This window comes from Rhizomicrobium electricum (genome assembly GCF_011762045.1).
In the GTDB taxonomy this organism is placed as follows: Bacteria; Pseudomonadota; Alphaproteobacteria; order Micropepsales; family Micropepsaceae; genus Rhizomicrobium; species Rhizomicrobium electricum.
Genome location: NZ_JAASQS010000006.1, coordinates 13,930 through 33,874 on the forward strand (window position 1 = coordinate 13,930; position 19,945 = coordinate 33,874).

The 19,945-nt window shown below is 63.9% G+C and carries 21 protein-coding genes; 11 read left to right on the plus strand and 10 right to left on the minus strand.

Annotated elements, in window-relative coordinates:
• Positions 1-40 precede the first annotated feature (40 nt).
• Complete coding sequence (pyrE, locus tag FHS84_RS12505) at positions 41-583, plus strand: orotate phosphoribosyltransferase (protein ID WP_208393842.1); 543 nt, start codon at positions 41-43, stop codon at positions 581-583.
• Positions 584-682: 99 nt separating this feature from the next.
• On the opposite strand, the gene FHS84_RS12510 is transcribed toward pyrE, so the two are convergent.
• Positions 683-1,870, minus strand: a complete 1,188-nt coding sequence (locus FHS84_RS12510) for a porin (RefSeq protein ID WP_166934749.1) — start codon at positions 1,868-1,870, stop codon at positions 683-685.
• A gap of 158 nt (positions 1,871-2,028) precedes the next feature.
• On the opposite strand from FHS84_RS12510, the gene FHS84_RS12515 reads away from it, so the two are divergent.
• The 9 genes from FHS84_RS12515 to FHS84_RS12555 all read left to right on the plus strand — a co-directional run bounded on the left by FHS84_RS12515 (position 2,029) and on the right by FHS84_RS12555 (position 10,802).
• On the plus strand, positions 2,029-2,475 hold the full coding sequence (locus FHS84_RS12515) for a DUF3576 domain-containing protein (protein ID WP_166934752.1): 447 nt from the start codon (positions 2,029-2,031) through the stop codon (positions 2,473-2,475).
• A 114-nt stretch (positions 2,476-2,589) separates the two neighbouring features.
• Positions 2,590-5,121 (plus strand): leucine--tRNA ligase, encoded by a 2,532-nt coding sequence (leuS, locus tag FHS84_RS12520; protein ID WP_166934754.1) that lies wholly within the window; start codon positions 2,590-2,592, stop codon positions 5,119-5,121.
• A 2-nt stretch (positions 5,122-5,123) separates the two neighbouring features.
• Positions 5,124-5,651, plus strand: a complete 528-nt coding sequence (gene lptE, locus FHS84_RS12525) for an LPS assembly lipoprotein LptE (protein ID WP_166934756.1) — start codon at positions 5,124-5,126, stop codon at positions 5,649-5,651.
• 190 nt (positions 5,652-5,841) lie between these two features.
• Positions 5,842-6,867: a DNA polymerase III subunit delta gene (gene holA / locus FHS84_RS12530; RefSeq protein ID WP_166934758.1), complete on the plus strand. Its 1,026-nt coding sequence runs from the start codon at positions 5,842-5,844 to the stop codon at positions 6,865-6,867.
• A 213-nt stretch (positions 6,868-7,080) separates the two neighbouring features.
• The gene (locus FHS84_RS12535; protein WP_166934760.1) at positions 7,081-7,578 is read left to right on the plus strand and encodes a DUF992 domain-containing protein; all 498 of its coding nucleotides are present in this window, start codon (positions 7,081-7,083) and stop codon (positions 7,576-7,578) included.
• A 91-nt stretch (positions 7,579-7,669) separates the two neighbouring features.
• Positions 7,670-8,443, plus strand: a complete 774-nt coding sequence (gene hisF, locus FHS84_RS12540) for an imidazole glycerol phosphate synthase subunit HisF (RefSeq protein ID WP_166934762.1) — start codon at positions 7,670-7,672, stop codon at positions 8,441-8,443.
• Positions 8,444-8,471: 28 nt separating this feature from the next.
• On the plus strand, positions 8,472-9,401 hold the full coding sequence (locus tag FHS84_RS12545; protein WP_166934764.1) for a CHAD domain-containing protein: 930 nt from the start codon (positions 8,472-8,474) through the stop codon (positions 9,399-9,401).
• A 137-nt stretch (positions 9,402-9,538) separates the two neighbouring features.
• Positions 9,539-10,204, plus strand: a complete 666-nt coding sequence (locus FHS84_RS22250; RefSeq protein ID WP_166934766.1) for a PEP-CTERM sorting domain-containing protein — start codon at positions 9,539-9,541, stop codon at positions 10,202-10,204.
• A gap of 286 nt (positions 10,205-10,490) precedes the next feature.
• The gene (locus FHS84_RS12555) at positions 10,491-10,802 is read left to right on the plus strand and encodes a hypothetical protein (protein ID WP_166934768.1); all 312 of its coding nucleotides are present in this window, start codon (positions 10,491-10,493) and stop codon (positions 10,800-10,802) included.
• A gap of 2 nt (positions 10,803-10,804) precedes the next feature.
• Here FHS84_RS12555 and FHS84_RS12560 read toward each other — a convergent pair whose 3' ends face one another.
• The 3 genes from FHS84_RS12560 to tsaD are packed head-to-tail and all read right to left on the minus strand — an operon-like array spanning position 10,805 to position 13,223.
• On the minus strand, positions 10,805-11,392 hold the full coding sequence (locus FHS84_RS12560) for a histidine phosphatase family protein (RefSeq protein WP_166934770.1): 588 nt from the start codon (positions 11,390-11,392) through the stop codon (positions 10,805-10,807).
• The gene (locus FHS84_RS12565) at positions 11,389-12,186 is read right to left on the minus strand and encodes an exodeoxyribonuclease III (RefSeq protein WP_166934772.1); all 798 of its coding nucleotides are present in this window, start codon (positions 12,184-12,186) and stop codon (positions 11,389-11,391) included. Before FHS84_RS12565 ends, FHS84_RS12560 begins: the two co-directional genes overlap by 4 nt.
• Positions 12,183-13,223, minus strand: coding sequence for a tRNA (adenosine(37)-N6)-threonylcarbamoyltransferase complex transferase subunit TsaD (tsaD, locus tag FHS84_RS12570; RefSeq protein ID WP_166934774.1), 1,041 nt, complete (start codon positions 13,221-13,223; stop codon positions 12,183-12,185). Before tsaD ends, FHS84_RS12565 begins: the two co-directional genes overlap by 4 nt.
• Before the next feature lie 47 nt (positions 13,224-13,270).
• Between tsaD and hemC the strand changes: the two genes are divergently transcribed.
• Positions 13,271-14,194 (plus strand): hydroxymethylbilane synthase, encoded by a 924-nt coding sequence (gene hemC, locus FHS84_RS12575; protein ID WP_166934776.1) that lies wholly within the window; start codon positions 13,271-13,273, stop codon positions 14,192-14,194.
• A gap of 16 nt (positions 14,195-14,210) precedes the next feature.
• Here the strand turns inward: hemC and FHS84_RS12580 are convergent, their stop codons facing one another.
• From FHS84_RS12580 to miaB, 6 genes are read right to left on the minus strand one after another with little or no spacing between them, the layout of a single operon-like run.
• Positions 14,211-14,675 carry a helix-turn-helix domain-containing protein gene (locus tag FHS84_RS12580; RefSeq protein ID WP_166934778.1) on the minus strand — a complete coding sequence of 155 codons (465 nt, stop codon included), beginning with the start codon at positions 14,673-14,675 and terminating at the stop codon, positions 14,211-14,213.
• 36 nt (positions 14,676-14,711) lie between these two features.
• The gene (gene lnt / locus FHS84_RS12585) at positions 14,712-16,265 is read right to left on the minus strand and encodes an apolipoprotein N-acyltransferase (protein WP_166934780.1); all 1,554 of its coding nucleotides are present in this window, start codon (positions 16,263-16,265) and stop codon (positions 14,712-14,714) included.
• Complete coding sequence (locus FHS84_RS12590; RefSeq protein ID WP_208393844.1) at positions 16,258-17,154, minus strand: hemolysin family protein; 897 nt, start codon at positions 17,152-17,154, stop codon at positions 16,258-16,260. Before FHS84_RS12590 ends, lnt begins: the two co-directional genes overlap by 8 nt.
• Positions 17,151-17,597, minus strand: coding sequence for an rRNA maturation RNase YbeY (ybeY, locus tag FHS84_RS12595; protein WP_166934782.1), 447 nt, complete (start codon positions 17,595-17,597; stop codon positions 17,151-17,153). The genes FHS84_RS12590 and ybeY overlap by 4 nt, the downstream gene beginning before the upstream one ends.
• Positions 17,594-18,577 (minus strand): PhoH family protein, encoded by a 984-nt coding sequence (locus tag FHS84_RS21890; protein ID WP_243851007.1) that lies wholly within the window; start codon positions 18,575-18,577, stop codon positions 17,594-17,596. The genes ybeY and FHS84_RS21890 overlap by 4 nt, the downstream gene beginning before the upstream one ends.
• Entirely contained in the window at positions 18,574-19,929 is a 1,356-nt protein-coding gene (gene miaB / locus FHS84_RS12605) for a tRNA (N6-isopentenyl adenosine(37)-C2)-methylthiotransferase MiaB (protein ID WP_166934783.1), read from the minus strand. The genes FHS84_RS21890 and miaB overlap by 4 nt, the downstream gene beginning before the upstream one ends.
• Positions 19,930-19,945: the final 16 nt, after the last annotated feature.

A 19,945-nucleotide genomic window follows, 5' to 3' on the forward strand; every position in this document is an offset into this window, starting at 1 on the left:
CTCGACAATGTTCGGCCCGGTTTCGGGTCGGAGAAATGCCGTGCAGGAGTTGATCGAGGTCATCAGAGAGCGCTCGTACCGGCGCGGGCATTTCAAGCTCGCGAGCGGCGCCGAGAGCGAGTTCTATTTCAACCTCAAGCCGACCATGATGAACCCCAAAGGCGGCTATCTCTGCGCCAAGGCGCTCCTCGAAAAGATCCGTTCGGTCGACGGCATCGATTACGTCGGCGGGCTCGAAATGGGCGCGGTGCCGGTGATCGCGGCGCTGGCGGCGCAGTCCTATGCCGACGGCAGGCCGGTCGCCACCTTCTTCGTGCGCAAACAAGCCAAGGATCACGGCACCGGTGAAGTGATCGAAGGCCTCGCCAGCGGCGAAAGCCTGGAGGGCAAGCGCGTCATCATCATCGACGATGTGGCGACCACCGGCGGCTCGATCGTCAAAGCGGCGGAAGCGGCGCGCAAAGCCGGCGCCATCGTCGACTACGCGCTCGTCATCCTCGACCGCGAGGAAGGCGGCACCGAAAACCTCGCGCAGGCGGGGATGAAACTCCTCAGCGCGGTGAAGAAAAGCGATTTTATCTAGAGCATTTCACCGTTTCACAGAAACGGATGAACTGCTCCAGATTCTTGAGTGGTCGCGCTTTCGAACGGAAAACCGGATTCCACTTTTCCTGAAAGCGCTCTAGTCACCGCTGCCGGGCACCTTGAACGTCAGGTGCAGGAAGAGGGCGTTCATCGCGATCCGCTGCGAGCCGTCGTAGAAGGTGCCGGTGTCGCGGGTGTAGTGCAGCTCTTGCCAGCCGAGGGTCGCCTGCAGGTTCTCATTGATGCGATAGCCGGCGGCGACGCCGAAACCGCGCACGCCCAGCTTGGGTTCGCCGAGGGTGCGGGTGGTGCCGCTCGAATATTCCCCGCCCAAGGTCCAATCGTTCCAGGCGAGCGTGGTCGACAGATGCGCGCCTTCGGTATCGGCGCTGTTCTGGGCCTCGTAGATCTCGAAGCCGTAAGTGTTGGTATGGCGGTAGCTGCCGCCGACAGCGAGCTTCCACTCCTCGCCGAACGGCACGTCGATTTCGCTGCCGATGCCCCAGTCGGTCAGACCGGCATCGTTGGCGCCTTTGCCGTCGCCGTGGCCGAACGCGGCAGAGCCGTAAAAGCCGAGGCTGAAGTCTTCGAATTGCTGCGAATAGCTGACCGCCGTTTCCCAGATGCTTTTCTGGCGATTGGGCGCATGCGGGCCGTTGTTGAGGAAGGGGATGACCTCGCGCCCCTCGGACGGGGTGTAGGACACGCCGATCTGAATCCCGAACAGGCGGGGCGTGTAATAGGAGAATTTGGCGTAGTTGAGCGAGGATTCGACCTCGGTCTCGAGGTTGAAGGCCTCGATGAACGGCCGGCCCGTCGACGGATCGATGAAGAACGTCGTGTTGGGATTGTCGAGCGAGACATATTCGTCGACCACCGGCCCGGTCACCGACAGCACATAGCCGGGGCCGTCGGTCATGCCGAATTCGAGGCTGCCGAGGCCGGTCTGGGCGACGGCATAGACCTTCTGCACCAGATTGCCGCCGTAATTGTCGTAACTGAGCCGGTCGCGCAGCACTTCGAACGAGGATTTGAGCGCCAGGGTGAGGCCGCTGTCGTAATCGCGCTGCAGTTTGAGGCTGAGATCGGCCGCCCCGCTGGCCCAGCGCTGATCGGCCGGACCGCCTTTGGGCAGCCACGGTCCGAACACCGCGCCATGCGCTTCGCCGCCGATCGTCGCGGTCAGATTGTCGTAGGAGCCCGTCCACGGCGACACGGTCAGGTCGTCGGCCAGGGCCGGTACGGCCATCACAGCGGCCGCCGTTGCGAGCAATAAGGCTTTCATGACCCCCACTTTATCCCGGCTGGACCGCAAGATGGTAAAGAGCGTCCCGGATTAAACCTCGATCATAATAGACAGAATTGTCCCAAGCCATAGACGGCCACGTTGCGCCGCGGCACCCTCGCCTTTATAAGCCGAGCCCTCGACACGGAGTTTGCCTGATGCGAGCCTTTATCCTTGGAGCCTGCGCCCTTCTGTTGGCCGGCTGCGGTTCGTCCGACGACAAGCAGTACATCCAGGATACCGATAGCGGCACGACTGCCATCTCCAGTGAGAGCGGTCAACGCATTTTAGGTGTCAATTCCTACTTGTGGCACGCCACCCTCGACACCCTGTCGTTCTTGCCGCTGCAGTCCGAAGATCCGTTCGGCGGCGTCATCATCTCCGACTGGTACAGTTCGCCGCAGACCCCCAACGAGCGCGTCAAGATCACGGTCTACATTCTCGACCGCCGCCTCAGGGCCGACGGCCTCAAGGTCGCCGTCTTCCGTCAGACCAAGTCCAACGAGGGCTGGGCCGACGTGGCGGTCAACCCGGAGACCGCGGTGAAGCTGACGGACGCCATCCTGACGCGGGCCCGCGAGCTGCGCCTGGCGACCAAGCAGTAAGCCTGCGCCACCGTTCCCTTCTGAAATACTGGAAAATGCGGCCCGTTTGCCGCAAAAGGACGTCGCGCGGCCGCAGTCCTTTTCCGGCCGTGTTTTGGAAAGGTACCGACTGATATGGCGCGCTATAACGCAAAAGAATCCGAAAAGCGCTGGCAACAGGCCTGGAACGAAGCGTCGGTCTTCTTGACGCCGGAAAACCACGACAAGCCGAAGTGCTACGTCCTCGAGATGTTCCCCTACCCGTCGGGGCGCATCCATATCGGTCACGTCCGCAACTACACCATGGGCGACGTGCTCGCCCGCTTCAAACGCGCCCAGGGCTTCAACGTCCTGCATCCGATGGGCTGGGACGCCTTCGGCCTGCCGGCGGAAAACGCCGCCCGCGAGAAGCACGTCAATCCGCGCGACTGGACCTACGACAACATCGCCAACATGAAAGAGCAGCTGAAGCTGATGGGCCTCAGCCTCGATTGGAGCCGCGAGTTCGCGACCTGCGATGTCGAATACTTCTCGCGCCAGCAGAAGCTGTTCCTCGATTTCTATCGCGAGAACCTCGTCTACCGCTCGGAAGCCGACGTGAACTGGGACCCGGTCGACATGACCGTGCTCGCCAACGAGCAGGTGATCGACGGCCGCGGCTGGCGCTCGGGCGCCCTGGTCGAGCGCAAAAAGCTGTCGCAATGGTTCCTCAAGATCACCGCCTATTCCGACGAACTTCTGTCGGCCCTCGACGGACTGGAACGCTGGCCGGAAAAAGTCCGGCTGATGCAGAAGAACTGGATCGGCCGCTCCGAAGGCTTGAAGTTCAAGTTCGATCTGTCGAGTGGCGGCCAGTTGGAAGTCTTCACGACGCGGCCCGACACGCTGTTCGGTGCCTCGTTCGTGGCACTGTCGGCCGATCATCCGCTGACCGTCGAACTCGCCAAGAACAATCCCAAGCTGGCCGCGTTCCAGGCCGAATGCCGGCGCATGGGCACGGCGGAAGAGACAATCGAAAAGGCCGAGAAGCTCGGCTTCGACACCGGCCTCACCGTCACCCATCCGTTCGATCCGACCTGGAAGCTGCCGGTCTATGTCGCCAACTTCGTCTTGATGGGCTACGGCACCGGCGCCATTTTCGGCTGCCCGGCGCATGACCAGCGCGACCTCGATTTCGCCCGCAAATACAATCTCAGGGTCCAGGCGGTCGTCATTCCCGAAGGCGCCGACCCGAAGACGTTCGACGTCGGCAACGAGGCCTATGTCGGCCCCGGCAAGCTGGCGAACTCCCAGTTCCTCGACGGCATGGACGTCGACGCCGCCAAGGACAAGGTCGCCGCCATGCTGGAAGGCCGCGGCATCGCCAATCGCACGGTGCAATACCGCTTGCGCGACTGGCTGGTCAGCCGTCAGCGCCCGTGGGGCTGCCCGATCCCGATGATCCATTGCGCCAAATGCGGCGTGGTGCCGGTGCCGGAAGATCAGTTGCCGGTGAAAGTACCCGAGGATCTGAAGTTCAACGTCAAAGGCAATCCGCTCGACGCCCATCCGACCTGGAAGCACGTCAAATGCCCGTGCTGCGGCGGCGAAGCCCTGCGCGATACCGACACCCTCGACACCTTCGTCGACTCCTCCTGGTATTACGCCCGCTTCACCGACACCAAGGCGCCGGGACCGGTCAATAAGGATGCGGTCGATTACTGGCTGCCGGTCGATCAGTATATCGGCGGCATCGAGCACGCGATCCTGCATCTGCTCTATGCCCGCTTCTTCCTGCGCGCCATGAAGAAGGCCGGTTACGTCAAGATCGACGAGCCGTTCGCCGGCCTGTTCACCCAGGGCATGGTCTGCCACGAGACCTACAAGGACCCGGCCGGGGCCTGGCTGTCGCCCGATCAGATCGAGAAGCGCGACGGCGGCTGCTTCATCAAGGGCAGCGGCGAGCCGGTTACCGTCGGCCCGTCCGAGAAGATGTCGAAATCGAAGAAGAACGTGGTGGCGCCCGAAACCATCATCGACATCTTCGGCGCCGATACCATCCGCTGGTTCATGCTGTCGGACACCCCGCCGGAACGCGATATCGAATGGACCGACGAAGGCGCCGATGCCTGCTGGAAGTTCGTCCAGCGCGTCTGGCGCCTGGTGACCGAGACCGAAGGCCTGCCGCCGGCCGGTACGCCGGTTGAAGGCGCATCCGATCTGCGCCGGGCGGTCCACCGCACCATCGCGGCGGTCACCGACGATCTCGCCGCCCTGCGCTTCAACCGCGCGGTGGCGCAGATTTACACCCTGACCAATGCTATAAGTGCCGCTCCGAATGCGCCGGGGGCCGAACGCCGCGAGGCTTTGGAGACCCTGGTCAAACTGATCGGACCGATGATGCCGCATCTGGCCGAAAGCGCCTGGGAAGCGTTGGGGCACAAGCCCTTCCTCGCCACCGCCGAATGGCCGAAGGCGGTTCCCGAACTGACCGCGCTCAACACCGTGAAAATGGCGGTGCAGGTCAACGGCAAGCTGCGCGGCACCATCGAAATCGCCCCCAATGCCGACAAGGCCGACGCCGAGAAAATGGCGCTCGCCCTCGACACCGTGGTCAAGGCGATGGACGGCAAGGCGCCGAAAAAGGTGATCGTGGTCCCCAACCGCATCGTCAACATCGTGGTGTAAGGATGAAATACGCAGCCGTCGTCCTCCTCGGATTGTTGCTCAGCGGCTGCGGCTTCCGTCCGCTCTATGCGGTGCCCGATACGCCGGGCGGCTCGATGCAGGCGACGCTGCGCTCGATCTATGTCGAGCCGGTGCCGGAGCGGCTCGGCTATCAGCTGCGTAACCGGATGATCGACGTGCTCGACGGCCGCGGCCAGCCGGGCGGCGCGCGCTACGCCCTGAAGCTCACGCTCACCACCAAGAGCGAAGCCATCGGCGTGCAGAGCCAGACCACTTCGGGCGGCATCACCCAGACCGCCATCACCCGCTACAACGACACCCTGACGGTCGATTACGAACTCAGTGACGCGCGCTCGGGCGCGGTGGTGACCAAGGGCGTCGAAACCGGATTGTCGGCCTACAACGTGCTGAACTCGCCCTATGCGACGCTCGCCGTGCAGCAGGACGCCGACCGCCGCGCCGCCGAAGACATCGCCGACCGCATCCGCATCGCGCTGGCGGTGTGGTTTGCCCAGCAGGCGAAGAAGTGAATCTTCTTTCTGCCCCCACGCGCGCAATGCGCTTCTCGCCTGCACTCAGAGCGTGGGGGAAGTGGCGCGAAGCGCCGAAGGGGGCTTATGACGGCGTGAGCCCCCTTTCCGCGCTGGGCGCGGACTTCCCCCGCGTTCTTAGTGCCAGCGGCGCAATCGCGTCGCCCGCGGGGGCAGAAAAGGTGGCCTCATGACCGTCATCAAATCCAACGAAGCCGACCGGTTCGCGAAAAATCCGCCCAAGGCGATCATCGCGGCGCTGGTGTTCGGACCGGATGCGGGGCTGGCGCGCGAGCGGGCCGAAACGCTGCTCAAAACCGTGGTCGACGATCTCACGGACCCGTTCCGGGTATCCGATCTCGATGAAGCGGCGCTGTCGGCCGATCCGGCGCGGCTCGCCGACGAAGCGGCGGCGATCTCGATGCTGGGCGGGCGGCGTGTGGTCAGGGTGCGCGGCGCCACCAACGGCCTCGCCAAAGTGTTCGAGACCTTCCTCGACGATCCCAAGGGCGAAGCGCTGGTCGTGGTCGAGGCCGGCGATCTCGCCAAAGGCTCGGCGCTGCGCAAGCTATTCGAAGAAGCCGACAACGCTGCCGCCATCGCCTGCTATCCCGACAGCGCCAAGGATCTGCCGGACGTGGTGCGCGACGCCCTGCGGGCCGAAGGGTTTTCGATCTCGGGCGACGCACTGGCCGATGCGGTGTCGCGGCTGGGCTCCGACCGCGGCGTGACCCGGCGCGAAATCGAAAAACTGGCGCTCTATTGCCGCGGCCAGAAAGAAGTCGGCCTCGACGACGTGCGCGCCGCCATGGGCGACGAAGCCGAAGCGCGGGTGGAAGAAGCCTGCGATGCCGCCGGACTTGGCGATCTCAAGAAACTCGATCTGGCGCTGGAGCGGTTGTGGGCGTCCGACATCTCGCCCATCGCGGTGGTGCGTCCGGCGCTCGGTCATTTCCAGAAACTGCTCGGGGTGGCGACCGATGTGGCGCGCGGCGACAATGTCGAGTTCGCCATCAAGAAACTCCGCCCGCCGCTGCATTTCTCCCGCGTCAACGCGTTCAAGGTGCAGCTCCAGAAATGGAACGAAACCCGCCTCGGCGATGCGCTCGATCTGCTCCTCGAAGCCGAAGCGATGTGCAAGACCACCGCCATTCCGGCCGAAGCCGCGCTCGGGCGGGCGCTCTTCAATGTCGCAGCGATGGCGCGGAAACGATGACGTCCGCCGCTGGGGAATCCGCTCCGGCGCGGTGACAAGCGATATCACAGGCGCTCGTCTCAGCCGCCGGATACCCATATCTGCCAACAGCTTATCGCGTCGGAGCCCGGCGGTCCGGCAGGGCGCTTTTCTTGTCACGGCACTTCGGCGCGCCGTGCGCCGTTCCTGCCCTGCTTCGCGCTAAATGCGGAGCAAGCAGAACGAGGTGACCTCATGAGAAAGCTCTTCTTGCTGGCAAGCGCCGCTTCTCTCGGCGTCTTGACGATGTTCAATCCGGCTGCCGCGGCGCCCCATGGGGTAAAGGTCGGCATGCTCACCTGTCATGTGCACAGCGGCTGGGGTTACGTGGTCGGCTCTTCGAAGGAGATGGATTGCGCCTATCGGCCGCGACACGGCGGACCGGACCGCTACACGGGCAGCATCACCAAGCTCGGCGTCGATATCGGCTATACCTCGGCGGGAACGCTGGTTTGGGACGTCGTGGCGCCGAGTTCGGACATTCGATCCGGCGCGCTTGAAGGCGAATACGCCGGTGCCACGGCCAGCGCCACGGTGGGCGTCGGCGTCGGCGCCAACGTGCTGGTGGGCGGGCTCGATAAATCCATCGCGCTGCAACCGGTCAGCGTCGAAGGCAATACCGGCCTGAACGTCTCGGGCGGAATCGGCGAGATGTCGCTGAAAGCGCGGGTCCAATCCGGCGACCGGCGTTAACGACGGCAATGTCCCTGGGGGGCGACCGGGTGAAACTGGACTCGGGCCCCCCACTTCGCTATTCGCTAGCCGTACCTCGCCTGGGACCGCCATGCTGAAAATCCGCATCATTCCCTGTCTGGACGTGAAGGACGGGCGCGTCGTCAAAGGCGTCAACTTCGTCGATTTGCGCGATGCGGGCGATCCGGTCGAACAGGCCATGGTCTACGACCGCATGGGCGCCGACGAACTCTGCTTCCTCGACATCACCGCCTCGAACGAAAAGCGCGCCATCATGCTCGATGTGGTGCGGCGGACGGCGGATGTCTGTTTCATGCCGCTGACGGTCGGCGGCGGCGTGCGCACGCTCGACGATATCCGCAGCCTGTTGCTGGCGGGCGCCGACAAAGTGTCGATCAACACCGAAGCGGTGCGCCGCCCCGAGTTCGTGCGCGAAGCGGCGGAGAAGTTCGGCAGCCAGTGCATCGTCGCGGCGATCGATGCCAAGCAAGGCAAGCACAATCACAACGGCCCGCCGTTCGAGGTCTATACCCATGGCGGCCGCAACGCGACCGGCATCGATGCGGTGAAGCATGCGATGAAGCTGGTCGACTACGGCGCCGGCGAAATCCTTCTCACCTCGATGGATCGCGACGGCACCAAGATCGGCTACGATATTCCCTTGACGCGCGCGATTTCGGATGCGGTGTCCGTGCCGGTGATCGCCTCGGGCGGGGTCGGAAACTTGCAGCATCTGGTCGAAGGGGTGCGCGACGGCGGCGCCAATGCCGTCCTGGCCGCGTCGATTTTCCATTTCGGTCAAGCCACTATCGCCGACGCCAAGAACGCGCTTGCGTCGGCCGGCGTGCCGGTGCGCAATAGCTGAGAAAACGGGTTTTTACGGAAAGAGAAACGTGCCTGCACGGCCGCGCGCCTTGCTGGTGCCGGTTTCGGCACGAGCGCCGTTGATCGATGCCGAGATGTCGGCGGGCGAAGCCTTGCGCGTCATCCTGTTGGAAGCCCTGGCGCAGGTGAACGCCAACGCGCCGGTGGCGGTCAAAGCCCGCGACGGCGAAGGCCTGCATCAGCTTCGCGTCGGATTGCGGCGGCTGCGCACGGCGCTGACGCTGACCGATCTGCCCGGACTTGGCGCACTGGATGCTCGCGCCAAGGCGATCATCAACGAGATCGGACTGGCGCGCGATCTCGACGTGTTCGTGACCGAACTGTTCCAGCCGGCAGTGAACGAGCTCGGATCGCGGCGCGGCTTTACTCCTCTGGCGGAACGGACCGAGCAGCTGCACGAGCACGCCTGGACCACCGCCATCGCCGCGATTGCGAGTCCGGAGTTTCGCACGTTCGACGAAGACGTCGCCGCCGCCGCGCGCGCGATCGTCTGGCCCGACACCGCGAGCATCGCCACCGTGGCGCCACCGCTTCTCGAGCATGCCTTGCGGCGGGCGAAGAAACGCGGCCGCCGTTTCCAGCATCTCGATCCGCCGGCACGCCATCGCTTGCGCATCGCGCTCAAGAAACTGCGTTATACGGCGGAGTTTTTCGCGCCGCTCTATCCCAAGAAGACGGCCAAGCATTGGCTGGCGCCGCTGAAAGAACTGCAAGACCTGCTCGGTCATTTGAACGACGTGGCGCAGGTGTGCGGCGTGGTGGAGCGTCTGTTGGCGGACAACGCCGGACGCGCCGCCGTGCAGGCCGATCTCAATCACGCCGCCGGTCTGTTGCAAAGCTTTCATCAGGCGCGCGCCGACGCCCTCGCGCGCACCACCCACAAGCAATGGAAGGCGTTCCGCGAGACGCCGCCGTTCTGGACGGCACGGGAAAGCTGACGGCGCCGCTGTCAGTGTGATTTACACCCGCACGGCAAACGCCCTTCCCGCTCCAAATAACTGTTTGAACCACCGACATTTCGCACCTTGGCCTCAGATTTGCTGACAGCGCCTGCACGACAACTCTGGAGGCTTTGGTGCGGAATCTTTCCAATATTCTTGCGGCTGCCGTCACGGCAGTCCTGATCGGCTTCGGCGTCGCGGCGCCGGCGCATGCCACGATCTTGAATTACGAACTCGATATGGTCGCCGAACATTCGGGCTGGATTCCGATGCCCAACGGCGATCCCTTGTTCGGGACCTACACAACACCGCCGAACGGTGAGACCTTCAAAGCAACGTTCAGTCTCGACAGCGCGCTGGTGACGCCCGGCACCAGCGTCACCATTCCGCTGGAAGCCTTTCATATGAAAGTCGGCGACACCGAGTGGTCGGCCAGCGATTTCTCGTCCTCGTGGTTCATAGTGGATATCTACGGCAACATCGAGAAGATGGGGATATTCGTCATGGATGCGGACAAGAATTCTTTCGCGGTGGGCTACAAAACCGGGCGTCCGAACATTGACACCATCATCAGCTTTTGGAGCGTCAATGACGGCGAGTATCCCGCCTGCGTCATCAGCAGCGATTTCACGTTCTCCGGCGCCTGCTTCGGTTCGGTGAACAACGATATCACGCTCATCAGGCTGCCGGACGGAACGCCAGGCGGCGGCGGCAACGGCGGTCCAGACGTGCCCGAACCGGCAACGCTGGTGTTGCTGTTGACGGGGCTTGGTCTCGCCGGTCTTCGCCGACGCGTCTGACCCCACAAAACGGCGACTGCTGAAAAACAACGCAGCCGCCGCTATTTTTTGCACGGCGTCCGATCCGATATTGAGCAGACCGCACGAAATTTGTGCGATGCATTTCGAAGCGATGATACGGCACGCAAAGCCGTGTCATCGCTTCGTCGCAAATCGGCGCCGCATCGTCGCAGCGCGTGCGATGCGCGGTGCGAATATGTGTATCCGAAACCTTCGATTAAGCCGTAGCCCCGTAGCCTTTGCGCGTCCGGCAACAAGACCGGTAGCGATCAACATGGTGGGTGCAATGACTGTTTCGAAATTTGGTTTGACGGCGATCGTGTTTGCGGCGGTGGTGACGGCGCCCGTGTGCGCAGGCGATCTTACCGAAGTGTTTCATAGCTGCGTGGCGAAGTTCGCCCGCTCGACTCAGGACGCGACCGTGACGCTGGAATGCACGGCGGCAGACGGCAAGGTCAGCGGCTGCAAGGTCCTCAACGCCCCGACGCCGAGCAACGGCTTCGACAAGGCCGCGTTGTGCGTCGCCGATGCGCTGCCGATCGGCGGCAAGACCGGCACGATCTCGTTCCCGATCAAGTTCGAGAAAAACCACTTCTGAGATCAACGCACCCGAAGCGGCACGTTCAGTCCGGCGATGGACGGCGTGCCGTCGGGGGCAAGCGCCAGAACCAGTGCGCATTTCAAATCGAGTTCGGCCGGCATCGGCGCCGACATGTCCCAGCCGGTGGCGAGCACATAGGCGGCACGCAACACGCCCATATGGGAGACGGCGATGACGTCGTCGCCCTTCGCCGCCACATCGGCGAAGAAGCCGGCAAGGCGCGCCTGCAATTCGGCGGTGGATTCGCCGCTGGGCGGACGGAAGGCCAAACCGCGGCCGGAGCGCTCGAACGCATCGGCGCCATCGCGCGCCAGCATTTCGGCACGGGTCAAACCTTCCCAATCGCCCCAATTCTGTTCGGCCAGACGCGGATCGAGATGGAGGTTCTTCAATCCCAGACATGCCGCCGTCTGGCGCGCGCGCAATTTGGGACTGCAATAGACCACCGCATTTTCGAATCCGGCGGGCGGCAAGAGCGCGCTCATCTTGGCTTTGCCCGCTGCGGAGAGCGGCGTGTCGACGGTGCCTTGCACGCGCCCTTCGGCGTTCCAATCGGTGGGACCGTGACGAAGCAAAGCTAGTTTCATGGGAAGTCAATCTCCGCGATCACCGGCACGTGGTCGGAGCATTTCTCCCAGCCGCGCATCTTCTTGACGATCTGCTGGCTCCTGATCTGGCCGCGCAAAGCCGGACTGACCCAGATGTGATCGAGGCGGCGGCCGCGATCCGAGGCTTCCCAGTCGGCGGCACGATAGCTCCACCACGAATAGATCTTCTTGTCCGGCGGCACCAAAGTGCGGGTGACGTCGGCCCAGTCGTAGGCGGCATACGCGGCAGCGAGCAGCTTGGTCTCGACCGGCGTGTGGCTGACGACGCGCAGCATCTGCTTGTGACTCCAGACGTCGTTCTCGAGCGGGGCGACGTTGAGATCGCCGAGCAGAACCACCGGCGCCACCTTGCCGTCCTTGCGCTTCTTGAACTCTTTTTCGAGACGGGCGAGGAAATCGAGCTTGTGATCGAATTTGGGATTGAGCGCCGGATCGGGAATGTCGCCGCCGGCCGGCACATAGAAATCGTTCAGCTCCAGCCCGTTCTCGAACAGCACCCGCAAATGCCGGCAATGACTCTCGCGGCAGAAGGCGTCGATCTTGAAGTCCTTGATCGGCAGACGCGAGACGACGGCGACGCCGTGATTGGCTTTCTGGCCGCTCACCGCCTGATGCACATAACCGGCCTTGGCGAAACCTTTGGCGGGAAACTGATCGTTGGTGCACTTGATTTCCTGCAGCGCCAGCACGTCGGGCGCGTGCTCGCGCAAGAAGCGCAGAGCCAGCGGCTCACGCAAACGCACCGAGTTGATGTTCCAGGTGGCGATCTTCATGGCATCTCGTGGGATAGCGGCCAGCGGGCGCGGGCGGGGGCGTCGAGCGGATCGAAGCGGCCCAGCGCGGCATTCTCGATGCCTGCCCAGGCGATCATCGCGGCATTGTCGGTGCAAAGTTTGACCGGCGGCACGGCGAAGCCGAAGCCCTCCTGACCGGCGAGATCGGCAAGAGCCGCGCGGATGGCGCCATTGGCAGCGACACCGCCGCCGACCACAAAAGCCGGCTCGGCCGTCTCCGGAAAATCGCGGCGGAACATCGCCATCGCCGCGGCTGAGCGATCGATCAAAATATCGATCACGGCGGCCTGGAACGAGGCGGCGACATCGACGGTCTCGACCGCGTTGTTCTGGATCAACTGACGCACGGCCGTCTTAAGACCCGAGAAGGAAAAATCGGCGCCTTCGCGCCCGCGCATCGGCCGCGGCAAGGCATAGCGGGCGGGATTGCCCTCGCGGGCCAGAATCTCAATCCGCGGACCGCCGGGATAAGGCAGATTGAGCAGCTTGGCGGTCTTGTCGAAGGCCTCGCCGGCCGCATCGTCGATGGTGGTGCCGTAAAGCCGGAAACGGCCTGGTCCTTCGACGCCGAGCAGCTGGCAGTGACCGCCGGACACCAGCAGCAACAGATAGGGAAACGCCACGCCGGTGGCGAGACGCGCGGAAAAACCGTGTCCTTCGAGATGGTTGACGGCGACCAGCGGCTTTCCGGCGGCGACCGCCAAAGCCTTGCCGGTGAGCAGGCCGACCATCACGCCGCCTATCAGGCCGGGACCGGCCGTCGCCGCGACGGCATCAATCTGCGCCAGCGTCAGCTTGGCCTCGTCCAGCGCCCGCGCGACGATCCCGTCGATCAATTCCACATGCGCGCGCGCGGCAATCTCCGGCACCACGCCGCCGAAAGGGCGGTGCTCCTCAAGCTGGCTGAACACCACATCCGACAGGATTTCGCCGGGGCCGGGCGGAAACCCGCGTACCACCGCCGCTGCGGTCTCGTCGCAGCTCGTTTCCAGGCCCAGGACGGTTAGGGTGCGCACGCGAAAACCTGTTCACATTCCAAAAAAGGCTGTAATCGAAAAAGCCCATGGCGGAAAGCGCTCTTCGCATCGGAACCCGAGGATCCCGGCTGGCCACAGCCCAGGCCGACATGGTCGCCCATGTGCTCGCGGCGGCCGGTATCCCTTGCGAAACCGTCCTCATCAAGACCACCGGCGACCGTATTCAGGACCGCCCACTGGCCGATGCCGGCGGCAAGGGCCTGTTCACCAAGGAGCTGGAGGAAGCCCTTCTCGACGGACGCATCGACCTCGCCGTCCACTCGATGAAGGACGTGCCGGTGGCGCTGCCGCCCGGCCTCACGCTGGCGGCCATTCTCGAACGCGAGCATCCCGCCGACGTGTTCATTTCGCCGGCGGCGCCGTCGCTGAAAGCGCTTTCCAAGGGCGCGCGCGTCGGTACCAGCTCGGTGCGGCGGGCGGCGCAGCTGAGGCGCGCCCGGCCGGACCTCGTTCCCGTCCTGCTGCGCGGCAATGTCGACACCAGGCTCAAGAAACTCGCCGAGGGCGGCATGGAGGCGATCCTGCTGGCCTTGGCGGGGCTCAAGCGCCTGGGGCTCGAGCGGCACGTGACGGAAATTCTGTCTACGGACGAATGGCTGCCGTCGCTGGCACAAGGCGCCGTCGGCATCGAGATCCGCGACGGCGATGCGCGCGTGGCCGAAGCCGTGGCGCCGCTCGATCACGAACCGACCGCAGTCGCGCTTTCGTGCGAGCGGGCGTTCCAGGCCGCGCTCGACGGATCGTGCAAAACCCCGATCGCGGGACTGGCCACGTTCGACGGCACCCATTTGTCGTTCAGAGGAGAAGTGCTGGCGCCCGACGGCAGCGACTTCGTTGCGACCGCATTCGCGGACCGTCACATCAGATGCGGGAAAACGGATGCAGTGCGCGTTGGACGGGAAGAGGGGATCAAACTGAAACCTCTGGCGGCCCGCTGGCTCGCCAGTTGACGATCGGAAAACTGCGCTATTGCGCGTTTTCCGTGCTGTCTTCGGCCAGGCTCTTGACCAGATCGAGCACGCGCTTACGCACCTTGGGATCCTTGATGCGCATGTACGCAAGCGAGAGCTGCAGACCGTCGCCGCTCGAAACGAATTCGAGCACGGGCTGAGAATCGCGTTCGGCGAATCCCGGTGCGCTGGCGAGCTGTTCGGTCACGCTCTCGTAGAAGTACTGGATCGGAACGCCAAGAATGCGCGCGATCTCGAAAAGACGGCCCGCACCGATGCGGTTCACGCCTTTCTCGTACTTCTGTACCTGCTGGAACGTCAGGCCGAGCAACTCGCCCAGCCTTTCCTGACTCATACCGATCATCATGCGACGCAGGCGGAGTCTATTACCCACTTGGCCGTCGATCGGATTGGCTTGTTTTTTTGGCAAGGTCTTCGACTTGAGGGTTGGAGATGAACTTCTATGTGCCGGGTAGCACATCCGGAAGACGAATTCACTGCCCGACGCAGCGACGCATCATTTTCCCTTGGAAAAAAGCCAAGTCAAAGCGACGTTTGCGCATACCAGCAGCACGAACCACAGGTCGCCGAAACGCGAATAGGGCGTGGGCGCAATTGCTGCGGGAAGCGGACCGTCGACAGTGCCCGTTTGGTTCAGTCCAAGCCGATGAGTGATTCGCCCGAAGGGATCAATAATGGCGGAAATGCCTGTGTTCGCCGCGCGCGCCACCGGCAGGCCTTCTTCGATCGCGCGCACACGTGCGACCAAAAGATGCTGCTGCGGTCCAGCCCAAGGCCCGAACCAGGAATCGTCGGTGATATTCACAAACCAATCCGGGCGCGTCGCACCCACAACTTCACCGGGAAACAAAATCTCGTAGCATATCAATGGTGTCAACGTGCCGGCGCCCGGCACCGCATAGGCCTTCGGCCCATCGCCCGGCGTGAAGCTGCCGTCGATTCCGGTCAGTTTGGTAAGGCCGAGGCTGTTCAGCGTTTCTTCGTAGGGTAGATACTCGCCGAACGGCACCAGATGGTACTTGTCGTAAGTCGCAATCGCTTTGCCGTCCCGGCCGAACACGAACAGGCTGTTGAAGTAGCGGTATTTGTCCGCAGACAGATAGTCGACGCGAACGGCACCGGTGATGAGACCTTGGCGTCCCACGGTCAGCGCAGCGATCTGCTCGAGCGCCAGCGGCTGTTCATCCAATCCGGCAAACGGCGGCGCCGCTTCCGGCCAGACGATGAGCGTCGGATCGCCGGGCGCGCGGGACAGTTCGATCAACCGGCGCCAGTTCCGCGCTTTGTAGCGGCGCAGATACTTTTCCGCCTGGGGTACATTGGGCTGCACCAGCCGCAAATTCACGCCCGGCACCGTCTGCGCCGCCGTCTCCAGCCGCACCGCACCGCCGACAAAGAACACGGCGAACACGCCGGCGAGCGCGGCAGCGATCTTCCAGCGCGGCGGCGGCGCAAAAAGATCGGCCAGCGCGGCGCCGAACAGCACCGTCAGCAGCGACAGGCCATAAGCACCGAACACCGCTGCCGACTGCAACACGCCGAGCGAAGCGCCCCAGCCGTATGCCGGGATATTCCAAGGAAAACCCGTAAAAATGTGGCCGCGCAGCCATTCGAAGACGCCATAGCTGAGCGCGAACGCGAACAGCCGGCCGCGGCCGCGCCAGAAACGGGCTGCCAGCGCGCCGGCGCAGAGCTGAAACAGCGCCAGCGCCGCGAAGAAAACGAAGACGAACGGAATCTGCCAGGCGTGGGCGACCGGATCGACCATGAAGGCATAGGCGATCCAGTGCATGCCGAGCGCGTACTGGCCGAAACCGAAGGCCCAGGTGACCGCCGCGCCGGTGCGGATGCGCCGCGCCGGTTCGGCGCCATCGATCATCAGAACGACGGCGGCAAAGCCGAGCAGCAACGCGGGAAAGACATTGAACGGCGCAAAACCCAAGGCCGAGACCAGGCCGGCCGCGAAGGCAAAACCGAGCCGGCGCCAGCCGTTCAGACCGCGCACGAAATCACCGGCCGCGGCCAGTGCTGGCGTCAAGCGTTCAAGCATGCGCGGGCGATCTTTCTTTGGGCGGACGGATCAACAGGCGTTTGACGCGGCGCGGATCGGCTTCGAGCACTTCGAACTCGACGCCGTCGGGATGAGCGACGATCTCGCCGCGTTGCGGCACCCGGCCGATCAGCGACACCACCAGCCCGCCGAGCGTGTCGATATCGCTGTCTTCGTCGCGCGGAAATTCGATGCCGGTCTCGGTCTTGAAATCCTCGAGATCGATGCGCGCGTCGGCGACGAACCCGCCCGACGGCAACTGACGGGCGCCCGGCTGTTCTTCGTCATGCTCGTCGGCAATGTCGCCGACGATTTCCTCGATCACATCCTCGATCGAGACGAGGCCGTCGGTGCCGCCGTATTCGTCGATCACCAGCGCGAGATGAATGTGGGTCGTCTGCATCTTCAGAAGCAGATCGAGCACCGGCATCGACGGCGGCGCGAACAGGATGTCGTGCTTGATCGCCGAGATCGGCGCTTCGCGCAGGGTAAAACCGCTCTCGGTGGTCTCCATCTGCTGCAGGACGCTCTTCAGGTGGACGAAGCCGACCGGATCGTCGAGGGTTTCGCGATAGACCACCAGACGCGAATGCTGCGCTTCGCGGAACTGCATGATCAGCTCGGCGAGCGGCGTCGATTCCTCCACCGCCACGATGTCGGCGCGCGGCACCATCACGTCCTTGACCCGGAGCTCGCCGAACTTGAGCAGATTGGCGAGCATGATGCGTTCCTGATCCGACAAACCAGGGCTCTGCCGGTCGGCCTCTTCGATGGCTTCTTCCAGGGTCTCGCGCATCGTCGCCGCCGCATCGTCGCCGCGCAGCAGATGGGCCAGCCGCTTGAGCAGCGAAGGCGATTTGTCGTCGTCGGTGTCGGCCGCGCTGGTCATCGGGTCTCGTAGGGATCGGCTATGCCGAGGGTTGCGAGGATACGCGTCTCCATCGGCTCCATCACCTTGGCTTGGCGCGCCGTGACGTGATCGTAACCGACGAGATGCAATACGCCATGGACGGCAAGGTGGGTGGCGTGATCGAGCAGCGTCTTGCCTTCGGCCTTGGCTTCCTTGGCGGTCACGCCATAGGCCATGGCGATATCGCCGAGATAATCGTTCCCGCCGGAGGGGAACGACAACACGTTGGTCGGCTTGTCCTTGCTGCGAAAATCGCGGTTGAGCGCCTGGACCCGCTTGTCGGTGGTCAAAAGCACGGTCAGATCGGCCGCCTCATCGGCCCCGGCTTCGGCGAGCGCGGCGCGGACGGCTTTCTTCAGGCGGGCGGAAAGACTGCGCGTCCTGCGCCAGCGTCCATCTTCGATTTCGAGCGTAAGGCTCAATCGCGGTTCTTGCGCGGTTTGACGCGCTCCTCTTCGGCGGCATTATAGGCGGCGACGATGCGCGTGACGAGAGCGTGCCGGACCACGTCATGCTCGGAAAACCGGGCCACGCCCGCCCCTTCGATGCCGCCCAGGATGTCGAGCGCCTGGATCAGGCCTTCGGCGCGGCCGCCCGGCAGGTCGCTTTGCGACGGATCGCCGGTCACCACCATGCGCGATTCCTCGCCCAAACGGGTGAGAAACATCTTCATTTGCATCGGCGTGGTGTTCTGGGCTTCGTCGAGAATGACGAAGGCGCGCGTCAGGGTGCGTCCGCGCATGAACGCGAGCGGCGCCACTTCGATCACGCCCTGCTCCATCAGCTTCAGACACGGCTCGCCGATGACGTCGAACAACGCGTCATAGAGCGGGCGCAGATAGGGATCGATCTTTTCCTTGAGATCGCCGGGCAGAAAGCCGAGCCGCTCGCCCGCTTCGAGGGCCGGACGCGACAGGATCAGCCGCTCCACCTGCCGCTTGTGCAACAGATAGGCGCCGAACGCGGCGGCGAGATAGGTCTTGCCGGTGCCGGCCGGGCCGACGCCGAACACCAAAGGATGGGTGCGCATCAGATCGAGATAGGCAAGCTGCGCTTCGGAGCGCGCCCGCAAGGTACGCCCAGTCCAGGTGGCGATGGTGGGCGAGCCGCTCTGGCCCGACACGACCCGGTCGTGATCGGCGCTGAAGCGGATCTCGGCATCGATTTCCGCCGCGCCGACGGCTTCACCGCCCTCCAGCCGGGCATACAGCGCCCGCAGCACATGAGCGGCCTTATCGCGGGCATCGCCTTCGATCGCGACGATATTGCCGCGCTGGCCGATCTTCACCGCCAGTTTGTGTTCGAGGCGGACGAAATGCTTCTGATGCGGACCCGACAATTCCAGCAGCAGTGCGTTGTCGGGGAATTCCAAGGTGACCTTGGACAGTTTTTTTGCGCTCAATGGGCCAATGCCTTTTCGCGAGAAGAGACGAGCACGCCTTTCAGGCTGTTGGAGAGCACGGCCTCGATCCGCACATCGACGATCGAACCGATCAACGACAAGGCGTCTTCGACATGAACGGGTTGCAGATAGGGCGAACGGCCGACCGCCTGCCCCGCTTTGCGCCCCGGATTCTCGAACAGCACCGGGAAGGTACGCCCTGCGCACGACGCGTTGAACGCCTTCTGCTGCGCCGTCAGCAACGCCTGCAATTCGGCGAGACGGGCTTCCTTGACCTCCTCGGGCACCTGGCGCGCGATGGCGGCGGCGGGCGTGCCGGGACGGGGGCTGTATTTGAACGAATAGGCCTGGGCGTATTCGACCTGCTTCACCAGATCGAGCGTGGCCTTGAAATCGGCGTCGGTTTCGCCGGGAAAGCCGACGATGAAATCACCCGACAGCGCGATATCGGGACGGGCGGCGCGGATGCGGTCCACCAGCTTCAGATAATCGGCGGCGGTATGGCCCCGGTTCATCGCGGCGAGGATCGTGTCGGACCCGGCCTGCACCGGCAGATGCAGATACGGCATCAACTGCGGGATATCGCGATGGGCGGCGATCAAGTCCTCGCTCATGTCGCGCGGATGCGACGTGACGAAGCGCAAGCGCTGCAGGCGATCGATCTTCGCCAAGGCTTCGATCAATTTTGCCAGCGACCAAGCATTGCCGTCGGGACCGGTGCCGCAATAGGCGTTGACGTTCTGCCCGAGCAGCGTGATTTCGCGCACACCGCTGTCGGCGAGACCTTTCGCTTCGGCGAGGATCTGCGCCACCGGGCGCGAGAATTCGGCGCCGCGGGTATAGGGTACGACGCAGAACGTACAAAACTTGTCGCAGCCTTCCTGCACCGTGAGAAAAGCGGTGGTCGCACCGTGCGCGGCCGGCGCCGGCAGGGTGTCGAATTTGTCCTCGGCCGGGAATTCGGTTTCGAGGGCGTGACCGGTGCCGCGACTGATCTTGGCGATCATCTCGGGCAGGCGCTGATAGGATTGCGGCCCGACCACGATATCGACCGCCGGCTGGCGGGCGATGATCTCTTTGCCTTCGGCCTGGGCGACGCAGCCCGCCACGGCGATCACCATGCGGCCGCCATCCTTGGCGCGCGCCTCTTTCAGCCGCTTCAGCTTGCCCAGCTCGGAATAGACCTTCTCGGCGGCTTTCTCGCGGATGTGGCAGGTGTTGAGGATCACCATGTCGGCGTCGGCGGCCGTTTCGGTGGCGGTAAAGCCCAGCGGCGCCAGCAAATCCGCCATGCGGGCGGAGTCGTAGACGTTCATCTGGCAACCGTAGGTCTTGATGAAAAGCCGCTTCATGGGCCGGTTATGTTCG